Origin of the sequence: Segatella maculosa DSM 19339 = JCM 15638 (assembly GCF_000382385.1) — a bacterium.
Classification (GTDB): Bacteria; Bacteroidota; Bacteroidia; order Bacteroidales; family Bacteroidaceae; genus Prevotella; species Prevotella maculosa.
On record NZ_KB908321.1, the window covers coordinates 284,468 to 302,981 of the forward strand.

15 protein-coding genes are annotated in these 18,514 nt (G+C 46.6%); 10 read left to right on the top strand and 5 right to left on the bottom strand.

All coding sequences use genetic code 11. The annotated features are described in order from the left end of the window. Positions 1 to 126 precede the first annotated feature (126 nt). Genes H164_RS15665 through H164_RS0104845 form a run of 3 tightly spaced genes read right to left on the bottom strand, consistent with a single transcriptional unit; the run spans position 127 to position 2,672 of the window. The gene (locus tag H164_RS15665; protein ID WP_008566503.1) at positions 127 to 279 is read right to left on the bottom strand and encodes a hypothetical protein; all 153 of its coding nucleotides are present in this window, start codon (positions 277 to 279) and stop codon (positions 127 to 129) included. A gap of 6 nt (positions 280 to 285) precedes the next feature. Continuing rightward, entirely contained in the window at positions 286 to 1,185 is a 900-nt protein-coding gene (locus H164_RS0104840; RefSeq protein WP_019967570.1) for an RluA family pseudouridine synthase, read from the bottom strand. Next, entirely contained in the window at positions 1,182 to 2,672 is a 1,491-nt protein-coding gene (locus H164_RS0104845; RefSeq protein ID WP_026356244.1) for a glycoside hydrolase family 10 protein, read from the bottom strand. Before H164_RS0104845 ends, H164_RS0104840 begins: the two co-directional genes overlap by 4 nt. A 790-nt stretch (positions 2,673 to 3,462) precedes the next feature. Between H164_RS0104845 and H164_RS15670 the strand changes: the two genes are divergently transcribed. The 5 genes from H164_RS15670 (at position 3,463) to H164_RS0104870 (ending at position 9,292) form a co-directional block, all read left to right on the top strand. Continuing rightward, on the top strand, positions 3,463 to 3,639 hold the full coding sequence (locus H164_RS15670) for a hypothetical protein (RefSeq protein ID WP_008566507.1): 177 nt from the start codon (positions 3,463 to 3,465) through the stop codon (positions 3,637 to 3,639). A 2-nt stretch (positions 3,640 to 3,641) separates the two neighbouring features. Next, positions 3,642 to 5,186 carry a RapZ C-terminal domain-containing protein gene (locus H164_RS0104855; protein ID WP_019967572.1) on the top strand — a complete coding sequence of 515 codons (1,545 nt, stop codon included), beginning with the start codon at positions 3,642 to 3,644 and terminating at the stop codon, positions 5,184 to 5,186. Positions 5,187 to 5,232: 46 nt separating this feature from the next. Then, positions 5,233 to 6,024: a nucleotidyltransferase family protein gene (locus H164_RS0104860; protein WP_008566509.1), complete on the top strand. Its 792-nt coding sequence runs from the start codon at positions 5,233 to 5,235 to the stop codon at positions 6,022 to 6,024. A gap of 30 nt (positions 6,025 to 6,054) precedes the next feature. Continuing rightward, positions 6,055 to 7,599: a glutamine-hydrolyzing GMP synthase gene (guaA, locus tag H164_RS0104865; RefSeq protein WP_019967573.1), complete on the top strand. Its 1,545-nt coding sequence runs from the start codon at positions 6,055 to 6,057 to the stop codon at positions 7,597 to 7,599. Between the two features lie 706 nt (positions 7,600 to 8,305). Then, positions 8,306 to 9,292, top strand: coding sequence for a DNA-methyltransferase (locus tag H164_RS0104870; protein WP_019967574.1), 987 nt, complete (start codon positions 8,306 to 8,308; stop codon positions 9,290 to 9,292). 93 nt (positions 9,293 to 9,385) lie between these two features. On the opposite strand, the gene mscL is transcribed toward H164_RS0104870, so the two are convergent. Next, on the bottom strand, positions 9,386 to 9,811 hold the full coding sequence (mscL, locus tag H164_RS0104875; RefSeq protein ID WP_019967575.1) for a large-conductance mechanosensitive channel protein MscL: 426 nt from the start codon (positions 9,809 to 9,811) through the stop codon (positions 9,386 to 9,388). Positions 9,812 to 10,061: 250 nt separating this feature from the next. Between mscL and gap the strand changes: the two genes are divergently transcribed. Both gap and miaA read left to right on the top strand, forming a co-directional pair. Continuing rightward, positions 10,062 to 11,090, top strand: a complete 1,029-nt coding sequence (gene gap / locus H164_RS0104880; protein ID WP_008566514.1) for a type I glyceraldehyde-3-phosphate dehydrogenase — start codon at positions 10,062 to 10,064, stop codon at positions 11,088 to 11,090. 129 nt (positions 11,091 to 11,219) lie between these two features. After that, a complete protein-coding gene (gene miaA / locus H164_RS0104885) occupies positions 11,220 to 12,176 on the top strand; it encodes a tRNA (adenosine(37)-N6)-dimethylallyltransferase MiaA (protein WP_051082183.1) in 957 nt (318 codons plus the stop codon). Between the two features lie 2 nt (positions 12,177 to 12,178). Here miaA and H164_RS0104890 read toward each other — a convergent pair whose 3' ends face one another. Continuing rightward, the gene (locus H164_RS0104890) at positions 12,179 to 12,883 is read right to left on the bottom strand and encodes a Crp/Fnr family transcriptional regulator (RefSeq protein WP_019967577.1); all 705 of its coding nucleotides are present in this window, start codon (positions 12,881 to 12,883) and stop codon (positions 12,179 to 12,181) included. Between the two features lie 270 nt (positions 12,884 to 13,153). On the opposite strand from H164_RS0104890, the gene H164_RS0104895 reads away from it, so the two are divergent. From H164_RS0104895 to H164_RS0104905, 3 genes are read left to right on the top strand one after another with little or no spacing between them, the layout of a single operon-like run. Further along, the gene (locus H164_RS0104895; protein ID WP_019967578.1) at positions 13,154 to 15,088 is read left to right on the top strand and encodes a glycogen debranching enzyme N-terminal domain-containing protein; all 1,935 of its coding nucleotides are present in this window, start codon (positions 13,154 to 13,156) and stop codon (positions 15,086 to 15,088) included. Beyond that, the gene (locus H164_RS0104900) at positions 15,085 to 16,353 is read left to right on the top strand and encodes a glycosyltransferase family 4 protein (protein ID WP_019967579.1); all 1,269 of its coding nucleotides are present in this window, start codon (positions 15,085 to 15,087) and stop codon (positions 16,351 to 16,353) included. Before H164_RS0104895 ends, H164_RS0104900 begins: the two co-directional genes overlap by 4 nt. A 38-nt stretch (positions 16,354 to 16,391) precedes the next feature. Then, entirely contained in the window at positions 16,392 to 17,768 is a 1,377-nt protein-coding gene (locus tag H164_RS0104905; protein WP_019967580.1) for a glycoside hydrolase family 57 protein, read from the top strand. Positions 17,769 to 18,514: the final 746 nt, after the last annotated feature.

The following is an 18,514-nucleotide window of genomic DNA, read 5'->3' on the forward strand; positions in this document are numbered from 1 at the left end:
CACGAAACGAATTCCGACGCGGCACGGAGAAACGCGAGAGGGGGATCTCAATGAAATGAGAGGGGGATCTCACGCTCGTGAGACCCGGGTCTCGCGACACTGAGAGGGGGATGTCGTGAAAAGCACTTATACGCCTCGTATAAAATAGAGCCAGATGATGATGCCGATGACCACCACGGCCACGATGGCTTTGAAAAGGCAACTTGTCACTTTCTTGATGACGAAAAAACCGACAACTATCGCTGCCAGCATAAAAATGTAGTAAAGGAAATTATTCATAAATCTCTATTTGAAAATTCGGAGAAACGAAGCAGGTATCGGCGTCTCGAACGTCATCGCTTCATGCGTGACGGGGTGGCGGAAGCACAGCACATAGGCATGAAGACACAGCCGCCCGACCGGGTCGTCGCCGCAGCCGTATTTGGCATCGCCGCAAACGGGGTGCCCCATGTCTGCGGAATGCACGCGGATTTGGTTCTTTCGGCCAGTCTCCAGCTTGTATTCCACCAAGGAATAGCCGTTGCGACGGTTCAAAACGTGAAAATGGGTCACGGCGAACTTTCCGCCGTTGTCCGTCGGAGAGGAATAGGTGAAGTAGGCCTTATTGTCTTTCAGCCATCCGGAAACGGTCCCTTCGGTCTGCTCCATCTCGCCCGACACCACGGCCACGTATCGGCGGTCGTAGACGATGTCGTGCCAATCCTGCTCCAAAAGCAATTCCGTCTGCTTGTCCTTGGCGTAAATCATCAGTCCGCTCGTGTCGCGGTCTAATCGGTGGACGACGTGGGCCGTGCATTTCTGCCGACTCTTCTTGAAATAATCGTCCAGCACGGCCTTCACGTTGAGCGAAGCGTGACCGGCAGCCATCGACAGTATGCCGGCGTTCTTCTCCACCACGACCAAGTGGCGGTCTTCATACACAATCTTTACGTATCGGTTCTTGAAGATGTCGTTGTTGCGCTTGGTCTTGCTGAAAGTGATTTTCGTTCCTGCCGTCAGCGGATAATCAAATTGCGTGACGGTCTTCTTGCCCACCTTTACGCCGCGGCCTTGAAGCGTCTGCTTGATTTTCGACTTGCTGAGGTGCTTCACGTTCTCCAGCAGCCATTCCAGCAGCCGTCCGTCACGCTCAACGACATAGTTGGCGTATTCGCCGGACTTGTCATAGCTGTTGCGGCGCATCATAAGCTTATCTTTTTCTTCACGGTCTTGCTCTCGTTGCTCATTCTGTCAACGGCGGTCACGACATAAGTGTAGCGCGTGCGGCCGTCGGCATAAGGCAGTTTGTAGTGGCAGTCGGGAGTGATGGCCACGATTTTCGACGGATCTTCGGTGTTGATACGTTCTCCCTTGTCAAAGCGATATACGACATAGCGCACTGCCTCGTCGGCCCACTTTTTGGCTTTTGGGGCCTGCCAAAACAGCACGTAGTCCCCGTTTGCCCATACGGGCATCACGTGTTTGGGCTTTTTGGGTGCCTTGTTGTCTATGAAAGGCATCTTGGGTTGCAAGGCGGGATACTTCCAATATCCGGTGCGCATGGCCGAAGCGTAATTGCCGATGTTGTCGCAGAAAGACTTTGCATACCACAGCACGGTGCCGTTGACATGCCGCATCTCTCTGTGCAATCTGCGTTTGGCTTTCAGCTGATGACTGTTTGCATCTTGTGGGTCGGCATATTTTACGGTTCGTTCCACGTCTTCACCGATGTATAGCGGACGATTGGCAGCATGACTGTCCCACCATCGAATGAGCTCATCATAATCGGCTGCGGGATGCCCTATTTGCCAATAGAGCTGAGGGGCGCAGTAATCCACCCAGCCATTATTGACCCATAAGAGCACGTCGGCATATAAATCATCGTAATTCTGCAGGCCTTTCGTGTTGCTTCCTGCAGGAGAATTGCTCTTGTTCCGATAGATGCCAAAAGGCGAGACACCGAATTTCACCCATGGCTTTACATGGTGTATGCTGTCACACAGTTGCTTCATGAACAGATTGACGTTATACCTTCGCCAATCTCCCCTGTCCTTGATGCCATTGCCATAAAGCGCATACTCTTGGTCGTCAGGTATGGCCTGCCCTGCAGCCGGATAAGGATAGAAGTAGTCGTCAATGTGGAAACCATCAACATCATAGCGGCGCACGATGTCGCTTGCTATTTTACAAATGTATTCCCGGTTCTCCGGTTGCCCTGGATTAAGAATCAGCTGGTTATCGTAAGCAAACACAGCTCCCGGTTTTCTTATGGCAATATGATTAGATGCCAATGTATTAGTGGTCTTTGTCTTTGCACGATATGGATTGATCCATGCATGAAGTTCCATTCCGCGCTTATGGCACTCGCTTACCATCCATGCCAAAGGATCCCAATAGGGTTGTGGGGCTTTCCCTTGTTGCCCTGTCAAGAAACGACTCCAAGGCTCATAAGGACTTGCATATAATGCATCACACTCTGCTCTGACTTGGAAAATAATGGCATTCACTCCATCTTTATTCATCTCATCTAACTGACGAGTCAACATCTGTTGCATTCCGTCTTTCCCCAATCCGAGGAACTGACCATTCACACACTGAACCCATGCGCCACGGAATTCACGCTTCTCTTGACTTTGCATTTCTTGAATTCCTGCCAGCAGTAAAATAAATGCTAAAAATATATTACGCTTCATCTTGTTTTTATTTTCCGTGGCAAAAATAATAAAAAAATATGAGTTCGATATAGGCCCCATGGAGAAAAAACAGGAAAAACTGTGTCTCTGAAGCATCAGATTAACGGAAAACAAAAAAAGAACACTCGTCCGACGGCTCGGAAGATAGTAAAACAAAAAAAGAACGCTTGTCCGACGGCTCGGTTGGAAGCTAAATAGAAAAAGAACTGTTATCCGAGGCCTCAGATGTGAAATTAATTAGCGGAAAATGCTATCCGAGGTCTCAGATGTGAAATTAATTAACGGAAAATGTTATCCGAGACCTCGGATGTGAAATTAATTAACGGAAAATGCTATCCGAGGCCTCGGATGTGAAATTAATTAACAGAAAGTGTTATCCGAGGCCTCGGATGGAAGAAAAAGAAAGATTAAACTGTTTTCCGAGGGCTCGGAAGATAAAAAATACAAAAAGAAACTGTCGTCCGACGCCGTAGAACCATCGGGAGGGTTCTTTTACCCCGAGCTGGCATAGTCTGTTTCTCATAATCATACTCCTCCTCTAAGCGCGATTCGCTTCCGTTAAAAGAAACAAAAAAAACGGGAAAAGGCTTTGAAACTATTGGGAAATATTGTATCTTCGCGTCAATTATGATATTAAAGTATCGGATTGTTTCCGAGAAATATATTTTTGATTTGTTTTAGTAGATTAGTTTTTAAAGTAGTTTGTTTTTGGAAATCGGTTGTCGTGACGACATCCGATTTTTTTGTTTATTCACTTTGATGTTTATTCCTTTATTCCTATCTTTGCAGCATGAAAATTAAAATCGATTGGAAACATGTGGTATTGTTGGCCTTCGTGGCCTCGTTGTTGCTTTACGTCACGCGGTCGTTCTTCATGTCTTTGGGCATCATGATGATACTGCTGCTCATCGATGCGCTGTTGGTACAGTGGGAAAACAATCGGAAGAACAGGAATAAATACAAGTAATCATGCAGCAACTGACAGCACTTTACGTGCGCTACACGGGTGAGAAACCGGCTTCGATAGCGCAGATACCCGGTGCGGGCAGCAATCGGCAATACTTCCGTTTCGTGGGAAACAACGGTGAAAGCATTGTCGGTGTGATTGGAACAAGCCGCGACGAGAACCACGCTTTTATCTATCTCGACCGCCATTTCATGCTGCGCAGGTTGCCCGTTCCTCGTGTCTTGGCGGTGAGCGACGATGAGTTGCGTTACCTTCAGACCGACTTAGGCCACACGTCGCTGTATGATGCTATCAGCGGAGGGCGTGAAGCAGGTGGCCGTTACAACCAGAAAGAGCAGCAACTTCTTGTCTCTGCAATTCGGGAATTGCCCAATTTCCAGATGCGCGGCGCACGTGGACTCGACTGGAACAACTGTTATCCGCAGCCTGAATTTGATGAGGAAAGCGTGTTGTTCGACCTCAATTACTTTAAATATTGCTTCTTGAAGGCCACCGGACTCGATTTTCATGAGTTGAAACTTGAGGCCAATTTCCGTATGTTTGCCAAGGACTTGACGGCCGAGAGCGGTGAGAGCTTCCTCTATCGCGACTTTCAGGCACGCAACATCATGCTTGACAGCGACGGCAATCCCTACTTTATCGACTTCCAAGGTGGCCGAAAGGGTCCTTATTATTACGACCTTGCTTCTTTCCTTTGGCAGGCATCTGCCCACTATTCATTCAAGCTTCGTCGTCGCTTGGTCTATGAGTATTACGACGCCTTGAAGCAATATACAGAGGTTCCGAGCGTGCGCCATTTCGTCAACAGACTGAGTCTTTTCGTGCTGTTCCGCCTGCTTCAGGTGCTTGGAGCATACGGTTTCCGCGGTTATTTCGAAAGGAAGAAGCATTTCCTTGACTCCATTCAGCCGGCAATGGACAATCTCCGAGAGCTCTTAAAAATGAATTCCGGCATGTTCCCTTACCCTTATCTGATGGACATGTTGCGGCGTCTGACCGAACTACCGCAGTTCACACAGATTGAAAAACCGGCCATGTCGCGTGCCGATGGCTATAAAACAACCGATAGTAAAGTATATGAAGCGCACCCTCAAGACGGTCCGGCTACGTTCTCGAAGTATGACGGTAAGGGGCCGTTGGTCGTTCGGGTGAATAGCTTTTCCTATCGCAATGGCATTCCGGACGACCCTTCCGGAAACGGCGGAGGTTATGTCTTCGATTGTCGGAGCACGCATAACCCCGGACGATATGAGCCTTATAAGAAGCTCACAGGGCTGGACGAACCCGTCATTCGCTTTTTGGAAGACGACGGCGAAATCCTTTCTTTCCTTGAACATGTCTATAAATTGGCCGATCATCACGTAACCCGCTATCTGCAACGTGGCTTCACCAGTCTGATGTTTTCATTCGGTTGTACGGGTGGTCAGCATCGTTCGGTCTACAGTGCCCAGCATCTGGCCGAGCATATTCACCAGAAGTTCGGCATAGAAGTGCAGCTCGAACATCGTGAACAGCATATCCGACAGGTATTGAATGCAAAGAATTAAAGTCGTAAGTTCACAGAACAATCACAATTGACGCATAAAACAGAAGATGATGCAAGCAATGATATTCGCAGCAGGCTTGGGAACTCGCTTGAAACCGCTTACCGATCGTATGCCGAAAGCATTGGTAAGGGTAGGGGGGAAGCCGTTGCTTGAGCGCGTTCTCTTTCGATTGAAAGATGCCGGATTTAGCAGAATCGTCATCAACGTGCATCATTTTGCCGACCAAATTACAGACTATCTACGGGAAAACGATAATTTCGGGCTCGATATACACATCAGTAACGAGACTGAATTGCTTGAAACCGGAGGCGGCATCAAGCGGGCACGTCCGCTCTTTACCCTTGATGCGCCCGTCTTGATACACAATGTGGACATCTTGAGCAATGTCGATTTACGGGAGTTTTATACATCAGACCGCAAAGTGATGTGTGCTTCGTGTGGTGTTCCGCATGAAATGGCAGGCGCAGTGCTGCTTGTCAGCCGGCGAAAGACCAAGCGTTATCTGCTTTTCAACAATGAGATGCGTCTCGTGGGTTGGGTGAACATCGAGACAGGAGAGGTGAAAAGCCCTTACAAGGAAGTGCATAAAGCAACGCTTGATGACTTGCAGAAGCGTTTCCACATGTATGCTTTCTCGGGCATACACTCGTTTTCTCCGCAGCTGTTCCCATTGATGGAAGCCTACCCCGACAAGTTTCCTATCATGGATTTCTACTTGCAAAACTGTGACCGCGTAGCCATCAAGGGCTATGTGAAGGCTGATTTGAAGCTGATGGACGTGGGAAAACTTGACACGCTCGAGCAGGCTGAGGCCTTCATCGAAAGCCTACATCAATAACGAAATAACATTAATCATCATATAATCATTATGCAACAGAAGATAATCATTCTTGACTTCGGTTCACAAACCACGCAGCTTATCGGCCGCCGTGTGCGCGAATTGGACACCTTCTGCGAGATTTTTTCCTACAACAAGTTCCCAAAAGACGACCCGGATATCATCGGTGTCATCTTGAGTGGCAGTCCTTATTCCGTCCATGACAAGGAAGCTTTCAAGGCAAACTTGGACTTGTTCGTTGGCAAATATCCCGTTCTGGGCATCTGTTATGGCGCACAATATATCGCTCATGCCAATGGAGGAAAGGTTGAACAAACCGGAACGCGCGAGTATGGTCGTGCCAATTTGGAGACAATCGACATGGATTGTGCCGTGTTCAAAGGCTTCGAGAAAGGCTCACAAGTGTGGATGAGCCATGGAGACACGATAACTTCCATTCCCGAAGGCTTCCATGTTACCGGATCGACCGGCGACGTGAAGTATGCAGCCTTTGCCAATGAGGCCGACCGCGTGTGGTGTGTTCAGTTCCACCCCGAGGTATATCATTCCACACAAGGCATGCAGTTGCTCCGTAATTTTGTGGTAGACATCTGCGGAAGCAGGCAGGAATGGAGCCCTGCTTCATTCGTTGAAAGCACTGTTTCTGCGTTGAAAGCACAGTTGGGTAACGACAAAGTGATCCTCGGTTTGTCGGGAGGTGTTGACTCATCTGTGTGTGCCACCTTATTAAATAAGGCCATCGGGAAGAACCTCACCTGCATTTTCGTGGACCATGGCATGCTCCGAAAGAACGAGTTCTCCAAGGTAATGGAGGCTTATCAAGGCTTGGGACTGAACGTAATTGGCGTTGATGCAAGTGAGAAGTTCTTCAAAGACCTTGAAGGAGTGACCGACCCTGAAGAGAAACGTAAGCTTATCGGCCGCGATTTCGTAGAGGTGTTCAATGCCGAAGCCAAGAAGATTAGCGATGCCAAGTGGCTGGCTCAGGGCACAATCTACCCCGATCGTATCGAGAGTTTGAGTATCACGGGCATGACAATCAAGAGCCATCACAACGTAGGAGGGCTGCCCAAAGAGATGAAACTCAAGCTTTGTGAACCCTTACAGTGGCTCTTTAAGGACGAAGTTCGACGTGTGGGTTATGAATTGGGTATGCCGGAACGTCTCATCAAACGGCATCCGTTTCCCGGTCCGGGCCTTGCCGTTCGCATCTTGGGTGACATCACTCGCGAGAAAGTTCGCATTCTTCAAGAGGCCGATAACATCTATATTGAGAAGCTACATCACTACAAAATGCCCGACGGAACGCCTCTTTATGACAGCGTATGGCAGGCAGGTGCCGTGCTGCTTTCAACTATTCGATCGGTCGGAGTGATGGGTGACGAGCGCACATACGAGCACCCTGTGGCCCTCCGCGCCGTGACTTCGATGGACGCCATGACTGCGGATTGGGCGCATCTGCCTTATGATTTCATGGCAGAAGTGTCCAACGAGATTATCCGAAAGGTGAAAGGTGTCAACCGTGTTTGCTATGACATTTCTTCGAAACCGCCTTCGACGATAGAGTGGGAATAGGCGTTTGCTGCTCCTGTTTTGTCAAAACAATATCAGAAAAAACGGGGTTGGAAATCTGTGAAATAGAATTCGGATGGTTGAAAATACGTGGTTGCAAGGAGAAGCTTGTGAGGTTTTGAGCTGCAAAGACAGGGTTTTTCGTGCAAGTGATAAGGTTTTGCATGCCAACTCGCTACATTTCGCTGCTTGTTTCAGCCATTTAAGCGCATAACCTCAGTTATATTGCACGCTGAAATGAGCCATATTGTACGGTGAAATGGCTGAGATTGCATCACAATATGGCTCGGTGTGGTAAACTGCTGAGCGAATGTAGGGACACACGGTTCCTGCGTCTGCTCTAACAATCTTGTATATTCGGTTTCCCTTTTCACTTGAGCGGACGCACGAACCGTGCGTCCCTATATCTCTGTTTCGGCCATATTTCGCGTAGAAGTGGGTATATTGCACGGTGAAATGGCTGAAAAGGTGTGTCTTTTTAGTCTGTATTCTTGTTTGATTATTGTAAAACTTTGATAATAAGTGGATTATAAAGCTATGAAAACCGGGCTTGTTTTGAGTGTGATAGGACTTCGTGAACGATACGAAAGCATTTTGTAAATAATTTTACGATTGCAATGTATGCGTTTTGCGGAGGTGTGTTTCCGGATTTGGATAATTCATTTTAATTGCTTAATTTTGCTTCATAGAATTGGAATTTATAGGGAATATGCCGGGAAAAACTAAGGAACGGGCACACAGAAACAAGACGCTCAGCGTGTCGGAAGCAGAACGTCCGATGTTGGAGTCGCAGATTTGTAGTCTTGATGACTTGAAATCAAACTTCCATGACGACATGGTTGTGCATGGAGATTTGCTTGAATGCTTGGATTTTATCCCTGATGCATACTTTGATCTGGTGATTATCGACCCACCGTATAATTTGGATAAGGATTTCAACGGACGTCGGTTCTCGGCTATGGACACCGAGGCTTATGAGGAATATCTGCACAGTTGGTTTGGTAAAGTGTGCGATAAATTGAAAGAGACAGGCTCGCTTTACATGTGTGGAGATTGGAAATGCACATCAGCCATGCAAAGGGTGGTAGAGGAAAAGCTGACGGTTGTGAACCGAATCACGTGGCAACGGGAGAAAGGACGGGGCGCAAAGGCTAATTGGAAGAATGGAATGGAAGATATTTGGTTTGCAGTCAAGAACCCGAAGCGTTATTATTTCGACGTTGACTCGGTGATGGTCAGGCGGAAGGTCATGGCTCCTTATAAAGAGAATGGGGAACCCAAGGATTGGGAGGAGACACAACAGGGGAATTTTCGGCTGACCTATCCTTCTAATTTCTGGGATGACATCAGCGTTCCTTTTTGGTCTATGCCCGAGAATACGGATCATCCAACGCAAAAGCCCGAGAAATTGTACGCAAAGTTGGTGCTTGCTTCTTCAAAGAAAGGCGACAAGTTGTTCGATCCCTTTCTTGGCAGCGGCACTTCGGCTGTTGTTGCAAGGAAACTCGGCAGAAGTTTCTGTGGCATAGAGGTCAATCGGGAGTACTGTTTGTGGGCCGTAAAGCGGCTCATCAATGCCATTTCCGACCCAATTATCCAAGGATATGCCGATGGTGTCTTTTGGGAAAGGAACTCTTTTGGCTTTCAAAAGCGGGCATCAACGGCCAAAACTCATAATGGGAGCCGTAAGAAATGATGCTTATCTATCTCATTGAACGGTGTTTATGCCATAAAAGCCCGAAACCGAATGCACGATTTCGGGCTCTTATAAGGCCTGAATAGAAATCGTTTACTTGTTTTTCAGCAGGTCACGTATCTCTGTCAGCAACTTCTCTTCAGCTGTCGGCTCGGGTTTCGGAGCCGGAGTTGCAGACTCTTCTACCTTCTTTTTGGCCAGTTTGTTGATGCCTTTCACCAGCAGGAACACGCAGAAAGCGATGATGATGAAGTCGAATGTCGTCTGTAGGAAATTGCCATAGTTGATGGAAACGCCCTCCATCTTCTCTACACCGGGGATTTCTACGGTTGGAAGGGTAAGCTTTAGGTCGGTGAACTTTACGCCTCCGATGAGCCAACCGATAGGCGGCATGATGATGTCATTGACGATTGAAGTGACGATTTTGCCGAAAGCGCCACCGATGATCACACCGACAGCCATGTCGACTGCATTGCCTTTCACGGCAAAGTCTTTGAATTCTTGAATGAATTTACTCATGTTTGTTATATTAATAATGTGTGCTTAGGTGTAAATTTGTAAGCGGTTCGTTTGCCATATAGAGTTTACAATCTCCTCAATGATGAAATCCTGTAGCCTTATATATGCCATAGAACCCGATTTTTTAATATATTTAATACACCTTGCGCCTGCAAAAATAAAAAAAATATTGTATCTTTGCAATCGTAACAGACAAAATATTGATTAAAAGATATTGTTTTATAAACCTTTATAAAAATTAAAATTAAAAATGGTAAATGTAGCTATTAACGGCTTTGGCCGTATTGGTCGTCTCGCATTCCGTCAGATGTTTGAGGCAGAGGGTTATGAGGTTGTTGCTATCAATGACTTGACAAGTCCTAAGATGTTGGCTCATCTCTTGAAGTATGACACTGCACAGGGTGGCTTTGCCGGCAAGTTCGGTGAGGGCAAACACACTGTTGAGGCAACAGAAGACTCTATCATTGTTGATGGAAAGGAAATCAAAATCTCTGCAGAAAAGGACGCTGCCAACTGCCCATGGGCTGCCAACAAGGTAGATGTTGTCCTTGAATGTACTGGTTTCTACACTTCTAAGGAGAAGGCTTCGGCTCACTTGAAGGCTGGTGCAAAGAAAGTTGTTATCTCGGCTCCTGCTGGTAACGACCTGCCTACTATTGTGTACAACACCAACCACAAGACTTTGACCGCAGCTGACACCGTTATCTCTGCAGCATCTTGCACCACCAACTGTTTGGCTCCTATGGCTGCAGCATTGAATGCATACGCTCCTATCCAGAGTGGTATCATGTCTACCATTCACGCTTACACAGGTGACCAGATGATTCTTGACGGTCCGCAGCGCAAGGGCGACCTCCGTCGTTCACGTGCCGGTGCATGCAACATTGTTCCTAACTCAACTGGTGCTGCCAAGGCTATTGGTCTTGTTATCCCAGAATTGAACGGTAAGTTGATTGGTTCTGCACAGCGCGTTCCGACTCCTACAGGTTCTACAACAATCCTTGTTGCCGTTGTTAAGGGTAACAACGTTACTGTTGAGGGAATCAACGCAGCCATGAAGGCAGCTTCAACAGAAAGTTTCGGTTACACAGAGGATCAAATCGTTTCTTCAGATATCATCGGTATGCGTTTCGGCTCATTGTTCGATGCAACTCAGACCATGGTAAGCAAGATTAGCGATGATTGCTATCAGGTACAAGTTGTTTCTTGGTATGACAATGAGAACTCTTACACCTCTCAGATGGTTCGTACGATTAAGTACTTCGCTGAGTTGAAGTAATACCACGTACAAGTCATCAGCTTCTTTTTCCTTTTTAGGAAAGAGATCGCAGACAAATATAATCCCTACCGCTTTGTCGGCAGGGATTTTTTTGTTATTTTTGTTGGCATGAAGCATGGAAACAGTGATATGAAGAGCTTTGAGACGATAGACAAAGCCGGCTCTTTGATAACGATTTTAGGTCCGACTGCATCGGGAAAGACAAGTCTTGCTGCGCATCTGGCGTATGAAATAGATGCCGAGATCATCAGTGCTGACAGCCGACAGGTTTATCGTGGCATGACCATTGGAACGGGAAAGGATTTAGGGGATTATATGATTAAGGACCGACAGATACCTTATCATCTGATAGATATCTGCGAACCGGGAACGAAATACAATCTCTTTCGCTATCAGGAGGACTTCATAAAGGTATATGCCGACATGATGCAACGTGGAAAACAAGCCATTCTCTGCGGTGGAACCGGGCTGTATATAGAATCTGTTCTCAAGGGATACCATCTTTCTCCCGTTCCTCAAAATCAGGAATTGCGCGATGCTTTAGCGGATAAATCGCTTGAAGAGCTGACAGAAATGCTGAAGTGTCTGAAGGAACAAAGTGACAGCACGATGCATAATAAGACCGATGTAGACTCCTGTCAGCGTGCAATCAGGGCGATAGAGATTGAAACCTACAATCTTGAACACCCCACGGAGGATAGAACGTTCCCTGTAATAGAATCCATCATTATCGGTGTGGCTATTGACCGTGATGCCCGTCGTGCCAAGATTAGCAGGCGTTTGCGGAAACGGCTTGACAGTGGAATGATAGATGAGGTCAAGGGATTACTTGATTCGGGGATTCCTGCTGCAGACCTTATTTATTATGGTCTGGAATATAAATATATCACGGAATATATAATAGGGAAAATCGGTTTTGAAGAGATGTTCCGTAGACTTGAAATCGCCATTCATCAGTTCGCCAAACGGCAGATGACATGGTTCAGAGGAATGGAACGCCGTGGCTTTACGATACATTGGGTTGATGCACTCTTACCAATGGAAGAGAAAGTGGGCATGATTAAGGAACTGATAAATGCAAGGTGAACTCAACCTAACTGGCTGATTTTTTTCAGTTCTTCGCCATTGACGATTTTGATTTTACGGCCATCGATAGCAATAATCTTTTCGTATGCAAAGGAAGATAGGGTTCGGATGGCATTGCTGGTCGTCATGTTGGACAGACTGGCCAAGTCTTCACGGCTCAAATAAATGCTCAATGTATAGCCGTCTTCTTCGGTTCCATAATTATTCTTGAGCAACAACAAAGCTTCGGCCAGCCGTCCTCTGATGTGTTTTTGGGTCAGATTAACCGTCCTGTCGTCGCTATGGCCTAATTCCTTGGAGAGATGTTTTAGGTAAAAAAAACTGATATTGAAGTTTTCTTTCATCAGTTGGACAATGACATCCATATCAAAGAAAGCAATGGTAGACTCTTCGAGTGCCATGGCAGCGGTCTTGTAATCTTCTGCAGCAAAGTAAGCTCTGAAACCGAAGAACTCCATAGGTTTGATTGCCCGTATAATTTGACTTCTGCCTCCAATGCCCATTTTGAAAACCTTGACCTTGCCTTGATAGAGCAGCATCATACGCGTGGGACCGTCAAAATCCTTGTAAATAAGTTGATTTTTCTTGAATGATTTTATCTGTATATTATCGAGAAGAGTGTTTTGATGTTCTTCCGAAAGAGGGCCCCATAATTGTGAGAGAGAATAAATGATTTCACTCTTATTGTTATTTTGCATTTCCGCCATGAAAAGTTTTTTAAGCTACAACCTTTTTAATTTTGGTTACAAATATACGAATAATCTTTCAATAAATAATTTTTTTTAACGAAAATATATTATTGAATATGAAAAAAGTATCTATGAAAAAAAACGCTTTTCTTTTTTGGTTGTTTTGCAGAAATTGTTTAACTTTGAGGACAAGTGAGGCAATGAGGTGTTTTGATGCTCATTTGAATGTAAAATATTTATAAACCTTAATAGAGAACTATGAGTTATCTAAAATTTGAAAGGGCTCTTATGACGAACTTGGAAGAAGCGTTGCCAAGGGAGTTGCTTCGAACGAATCGTTCGGGGGCCTATTCTTGTTCTACTATAGTTGACTGTAATACGCGCAAATATCATGGCTTATTGGTTGTTCCTGTTCCCGAGCTTGATGATGAGAACCATGTGCTTTTGTCTTCTTTGGATGCTACCGTTATCCAGCATGGTGCAGCGTTCAATTTAGGGCTCCATAAATATCAGGGCAATAATTACAGTCCTAAGGGGCACAAGTATATTCGCGAGTTCGATTGTGGCAGGGTTCCGACCACCATTTATCGTGTAGGAGGTGTCATATTGAAACGGGAAATCGTCTTCCAACACTATGAAGACCGGATTCTTATTCGTTATACGCTTGTCGATGCCCATTCTTCAACGACACTTCGGCTGCGTCCTTTCCTTGCTTTTCGAAGTGTAAGGCAGTTCACACATGAGAATATGGTTGCCAATCGTGATTATCAATTGGTAGATAAAGGTATCAAAACGTGTATGTATGCCGGTTATCCTGAACTCTATATGCAGTTGAGCAAGACGAATGAATTCAAATACCAGCCGGATTGGTATCGTGACATCACCTATCCGAAGGAGCAGGAACGTGGTTATGCTTCTAACGAAGACCTTTATGTCCCCGGCTATTTTGAGATGAATATCAGGAAAGGTGAAAGCATTGTCTTTGCGGCATCGACTTCAGAGATAAAGACATCAGCGTTGAAAGCATTGTTCGATGAGGAAGTCAACGAACGTACTCCTCGAGATAATTTCTTCCATTGTTTGGTCAATGCTGCTCACCAGTTCCATATCCATGAAAAGAATGGAGATCGCTATATCCTTGCCGGTTACCCTTGGTTCAAGTGTCGTGCCCGTGATATGTTTATTGCTTTGCCGGGGCTTACGTTGTCTATAGAGGAGCAAGATTACTTTGAGCTTGTTATGAAGACGGCCCAACGAGGACTCACGGAGTTTATGGAAGGTAAACCGTTGACGGTGAAAATCTACGAGATGGAACAACCTGATGTTCCGCTATGGGTTATATGGTGTCTGCAGCAATATGCAAAGGAAGCTGGGACCGAAGAATGTCTGAAGCATTATGGCGGATTGATGGAGCGACTGATTAAGTTTATCGAGAACGGCAAGCATCCTAATCTGAAAGTAATGGAAAACGGGCTCGTTTATACCGATGGACGCGAGACTGCTGTCACGTGGATGAATTCTACAGTCAATGGCAAGCCGGTTATTCCGCGTACAGGATATATTGTAGAGTTCAATGCCTTGTGGTATAATGCGCTGAAATTCTGTTCAGCAATGGCCGATTTGAGTGGGAATAAAAAAGATGCAGCGCATTTTGAGCAACTTGCACAGCATTGCAAACAATCGTTTGTCGATGTCTTCCTCAATGAGTATGGCTATCTGTTTGATTATGTTGATGGGAATATGATGGATTGGAGCGTGCGTCCGAATATGATTTTTGCCGTTGCTCTTGATTATTCCCCGCTCGCACAGGAACAGAAAAAGAGCGTTCTCGATGTTTGTACGCGCGAATTGCTGACGCCGAAAGGCCTGCGCTCACTCTCTCCGAAGAGCGGAGGCTACAATCCCATGTATACGGGGCCGCAGACACAACGTGATTACGCTTATCATCAAGGTACGGCTTGGCCATGGCTCGGCGGATTTTACATGGAAGCATGTCTGAAGCTCTATAAGCGCACACGTCAGAGCTTCATAGAAAGGCAGATGGTTGGTTATGAAGATGAAATGAATCAACATTGTTTGGGCACCATACCCGAACTCTTCGATGGTAACCCGCCGTTCAACGGGCGCGGAGCTATCTCTTTCGCAATGAATGTGGCCGAGATTTTGCGTACGCTTGAACTTCTTGAGCGTTATAACTTTAATTCAGGGGAGGAAACAAAATGAAAATATTGATGTTTGGTTGGGAGTATCCTCCTCATGTTTACGGTGGGTTAGCTACGGCTAACTACGGGATTACCGAGGGACTGCATGCGCAGGGTGATATGGATATTACGCTTTGCTTGCCGAAACCTTGGGGCGACGAAGACCGTACGCCGGCCAATATCGTGGCCATGAACTGCGTGCCGGTGGCATGGCGCGACGTGGATTACGATTATGTGCAGGGAAGGGTGGGGAATATCATGTCGTCCGAACTCTATTATCGGCTGCGTGACCACATCTATGGCGACTTCAATTACATGCATGTGAACGACCTTGGCTGCTTGGAGTTTGCTGGTGGTTATCCTTCGAACCTGCATGAAGAAATCAACAACTATTCGGTTATTGCGGGAGTCGTTGCCCGGACATTGGACTTTGATATTATTCATGCGCATGACTGGCTGACCTATCCTGCCGGTATTCATGCTAAACTGGCAAGTGGAAAGCCTCTGTGCATTCATGTTCATGCGACCGACTTTGACCGAAGCCGAGGTCATGTCAATCCTACGGTCTATGGGATAGAGAAAGATGGAATGGACAATGCTGACTGCATCATGTGCGTGAGCGAACTGACGCGTCAGACGGTCATCAATCAATATCATCAAGACCCGCGAAAGGTGTTTACCGTCCACAATGCTGTCTATCCGTTGAAGCAGGAGTGGCAAGATATTCCCCGACCGGACCATAAGGGAAAGGAAAAGGTGGTCACATTCTTGGGCAGATTGACGATGCAGAAAGGACCGGAATATTTCGTCGAGGCAGCCAATATGGTACTCCATCGCACACGTAACGTGCGCTTCTGTATGGCAGGGTCGGGCGACATGATGGACCAGATGATTTATCTTGCTGCGGAACGAGGCATAGCCGACCGCTTCCATTTCCCGGGTTTCATGCGCGGTGAACAGGTGTACGAATGCCTGAAACGGTCGGATGTCTACGTGATGCCGTCCGTGAGCGAGCCTTTCGGTATCTCTCCGCTCGAAGCCATGCAGTGCGGAACCCCGTCGATTATCTCGAAGCAGAGCGGTTGCGCTGAGATACTGACTAACTGCATTAAGGTAGATTATTGGGATATCCATGCCTTGGCCGACGCCATCTACAGTATTTGCCATAACGAAAGCCTCTTCGAATACCTTTCCATGGAAGGCAAACGAGAAGTCGACCAAATCACATGGAACAAGGTCGGGCTGCTCATTCGCCGGCTCTATGAGCAGGTACTTGCCCAAAGATAAAACCGTTCACCACGATTAACCATCAAAACAACAATGATATGAAAACAATTTGCCTATATTTCGAGATACATCAGATTATCCACCTGAAGCGTTACCGTTTCTTTGATATCGGGACCGACCATTACTACTATGACGACTATGAGAATGAGCACGGTATCGCAGACATTGCGGAACGTTCGTATATGCCGGCACTGGGCACGCTGCTTGAGATGATTAAAGCCAACGGCGATTACTTTAAAGTGGCTTTCTCGTTGAGCGGGGTGGGGATGGAACAGTTGGAGATGCATGCCCCCCAAGTGCTTGAGAAGCTGCAAGAACTCAATGATACCGGTTGTGTGGAGTTTCTCGCGGAGCCCTATTCTCATGGTCTTTCTTCCCTGGTGAACGAGGAAAGCTTTGCCAAAGAAGTGAAGCGGCAATGTGCAAAGATGAAAGAGTATTTCGGCCACTCGCCCAAGGTGTTCCGCAATTCATCCCTCATCTACAGCGATGACATCGGACTGCAGGTTTCGCAGATGGGTTTTAAAGGCATGCTGACAGAAGGAGCCAAGCACGTGTTGGGCTGGAAGTCGCCCCACTATGTCTACAGCAGTGCCATGGCACCGAACCTGAAGCTTTTGCTGCGCGACATCAAGTTGAGCGACGACATCTCGCTCCGCTTCAACAACAGCGAATGGGACGGCTACCCGCTCTTCGCCGATAACTATATCAGAGAAATCGCCTCGTTACCGCAAGAGGAACAGGTGATAAATATCTTCATGGAGCTTTCTGCGTTGGGGATTGCACAGCCGTTGTCGAGCAACATTCTCGAATTCTTCAAGGCCCTCCCAGCCTGTGCCAAGGAAAAGGGCATTACTTTCTCTACGCCCACAGAGCTGTGCATGAAGATGAAACCTGTGGACCGGTTAGACGTGCCCGATACGCTGAGTTGGGTAGATGAAGAGCGTGACGTCAGCACGTGGCTCGGCAATCCGATGCAACGCGAGGCCTTCAATAAGCTTTACAGCGTGGCCGACCGCGTCAGAATAGCCGATGACCCACGCATCAACCAAGACTGGGACTACCTGCAGGCAAGCAACAACTTCCGCTTTATGACTACCAAGCCGTCTAACATCGTCCTTGACCGTGGCATCTACAGTAGTCCGTTCGACGCGTTCACCAACTATATGAATATCCTCGGCGACTTCATCAACCGCGTCAACAACCTCTATCCTGCCGACATCGACAATGACGAACTGGCCGGACTGCTCACGACTATCAAGAACCAAGGCGACGAACTTGAAATGAAAGACAAGGAGATTGTTCGCCTACAGGCGAAAATCGAAAAGATAGAGGAAGCAACGAAAAAAGACACGAAGAAGAAAAGATCGGAAATGGGGAAAAAGAAGACCACGGTGAAGAAAGAAAGGCCGTGAGCACGAAAAAGCAGAGACGGTATTTCACAGTCTGTAAGATCCCAAACCGGTAGCGTCATCAATAAGAAAAGGAACAAGCCCTGCGGCCTGTTTCTTTTTTTGTAAAATCTACGCCAGTTCGGGATAAGAGTATTCTGGTCGGCAAGTCTCGGAGAGGTGGCAGTTGAGTATAGTGGCCCCCTGCCTGTAATCCATCGTCCCTCCATAGCTTACCCGTGTCACCGTAGGAGAGAAAACAAATAGAAAACGACAAAAGTGACCCCACAATTGAAGAAAAAAAAAACAGCGAGAGTGCCCCCGAATAGAGGAAAAATAAGAAAAAACGGTAAAAGTGATCCCACAATTGAGGAAAAATAGAAAAAAACGGCGAGAGTGCCCCCGAATTGAGGAAAAATAAGAAAAAACGGTAAAAGTGACCCCACAATTGAGAAAAAATAGAAAAAAAACGGTGAGAATGCCCTCACAATTGAAGAAAAATGGAAAAACACTGAAAGCAGGCCATCTTCCGGCCTTTTATTCCTGGAAAACTCTAAGTTCTCAAGGTCCGTTTCCTCACACGCCACATTATATTACTGCACAAAACCTGAGATTACCGTTCCAATATGGCTGCGATAAACTCATCGGAGAGTTACTTTGGTACCCAACTTAGTTAAAAATAAATAATGAAGCAGGAAATATTTGCTTTGTATATACTTAATCTGTATTTTTGTTTCGCAATGAAAGACGTTTTATGATATTTGTTTATT

Excerpts from the sequence above, each read along its gene's own strand:
- guaA (WP_019967573.1), top strand. The coding sequence starts at position 6,055 with ATGCAACAGAAGATAATCATTCTTGACTTCGGTTCACAAACCACGCAG.
- H164_RS0104845 (WP_026356244.1), bottom strand. The coding sequence starts at position 2,672 with ATGAAGCGTAATATATTTTTAGCATTTATTTTACTGCTGGCAGGAATT.
- H164_RS0104895 (WP_019967578.1), top strand. The coding sequence starts at position 13,154 with ATGACGAACTTGGAAGAAGCGTTGCCAAGGGAGTTGCTTCGAACGAAT.
- H164_RS0104870 (WP_019967574.1), top strand. The coding sequence starts at position 8,306 with ATGCCGGGAAAAACTAAGGAACGGGCACACAGAAACAAGACGCTCAGC.
- H164_RS0104840 (WP_019967570.1), bottom strand. The coding sequence starts at position 1,185 with ATGATGCGCCGCAACAGCTATGACAAGTCCGGCGAATACGCCAACTAT.
- H164_RS15665 (WP_008566503.1), bottom strand. The coding sequence starts at position 279 with ATGAATAATTTCCTTTACTACATTTTTATGCTGGCAGCGATAGTTGTC.
- H164_RS15670 (WP_008566507.1), top strand. The coding sequence starts at position 3,463 with ATGAAAATTAAAATCGATTGGAAACATGTGGTATTGTTGGCCTTCGTG.
- H164_RS0104855 (WP_019967572.1), top strand. The coding sequence starts at position 3,642 with ATGCAGCAACTGACAGCACTTTACGTGCGCTACACGGGTGAGAAACCG.
- H164_RS0104905 (WP_019967580.1), top strand. The coding sequence starts at position 16,392 with ATGAAAACAATTTGCCTATATTTCGAGATACATCAGATTATCCACCTG.
- miaA (WP_051082183.1), top strand. The coding sequence starts at position 11,220 with ATGAAGAGCTTTGAGACGATAGACAAAGCCGGCTCTTTGATAACGATT.
- H164_RS0104900 (WP_019967579.1), top strand. The coding sequence starts at position 15,085 with ATGAAAATATTGATGTTTGGTTGGGAGTATCCTCCTCATGTTTACGGT.
- H164_RS0104860 (WP_008566509.1), top strand. The coding sequence starts at position 5,233 with ATGATGCAAGCAATGATATTCGCAGCAGGCTTGGGAACTCGCTTGAAA.
- mscL (WP_019967575.1), bottom strand. The coding sequence starts at position 9,811 with ATGAGTAAATTCATTCAAGAATTCAAAGACTTTGCCGTGAAAGGCAAT.
- gap (WP_008566514.1), top strand. The coding sequence starts at position 10,062 with ATGGTAAATGTAGCTATTAACGGCTTTGGCCGTATTGGTCGTCTCGCA.
- H164_RS0104890 (WP_019967577.1), bottom strand. The coding sequence starts at position 12,883 with ATGGCGGAAATGCAAAATAACAATAAGAGTGAAATCATTTATTCTCTC.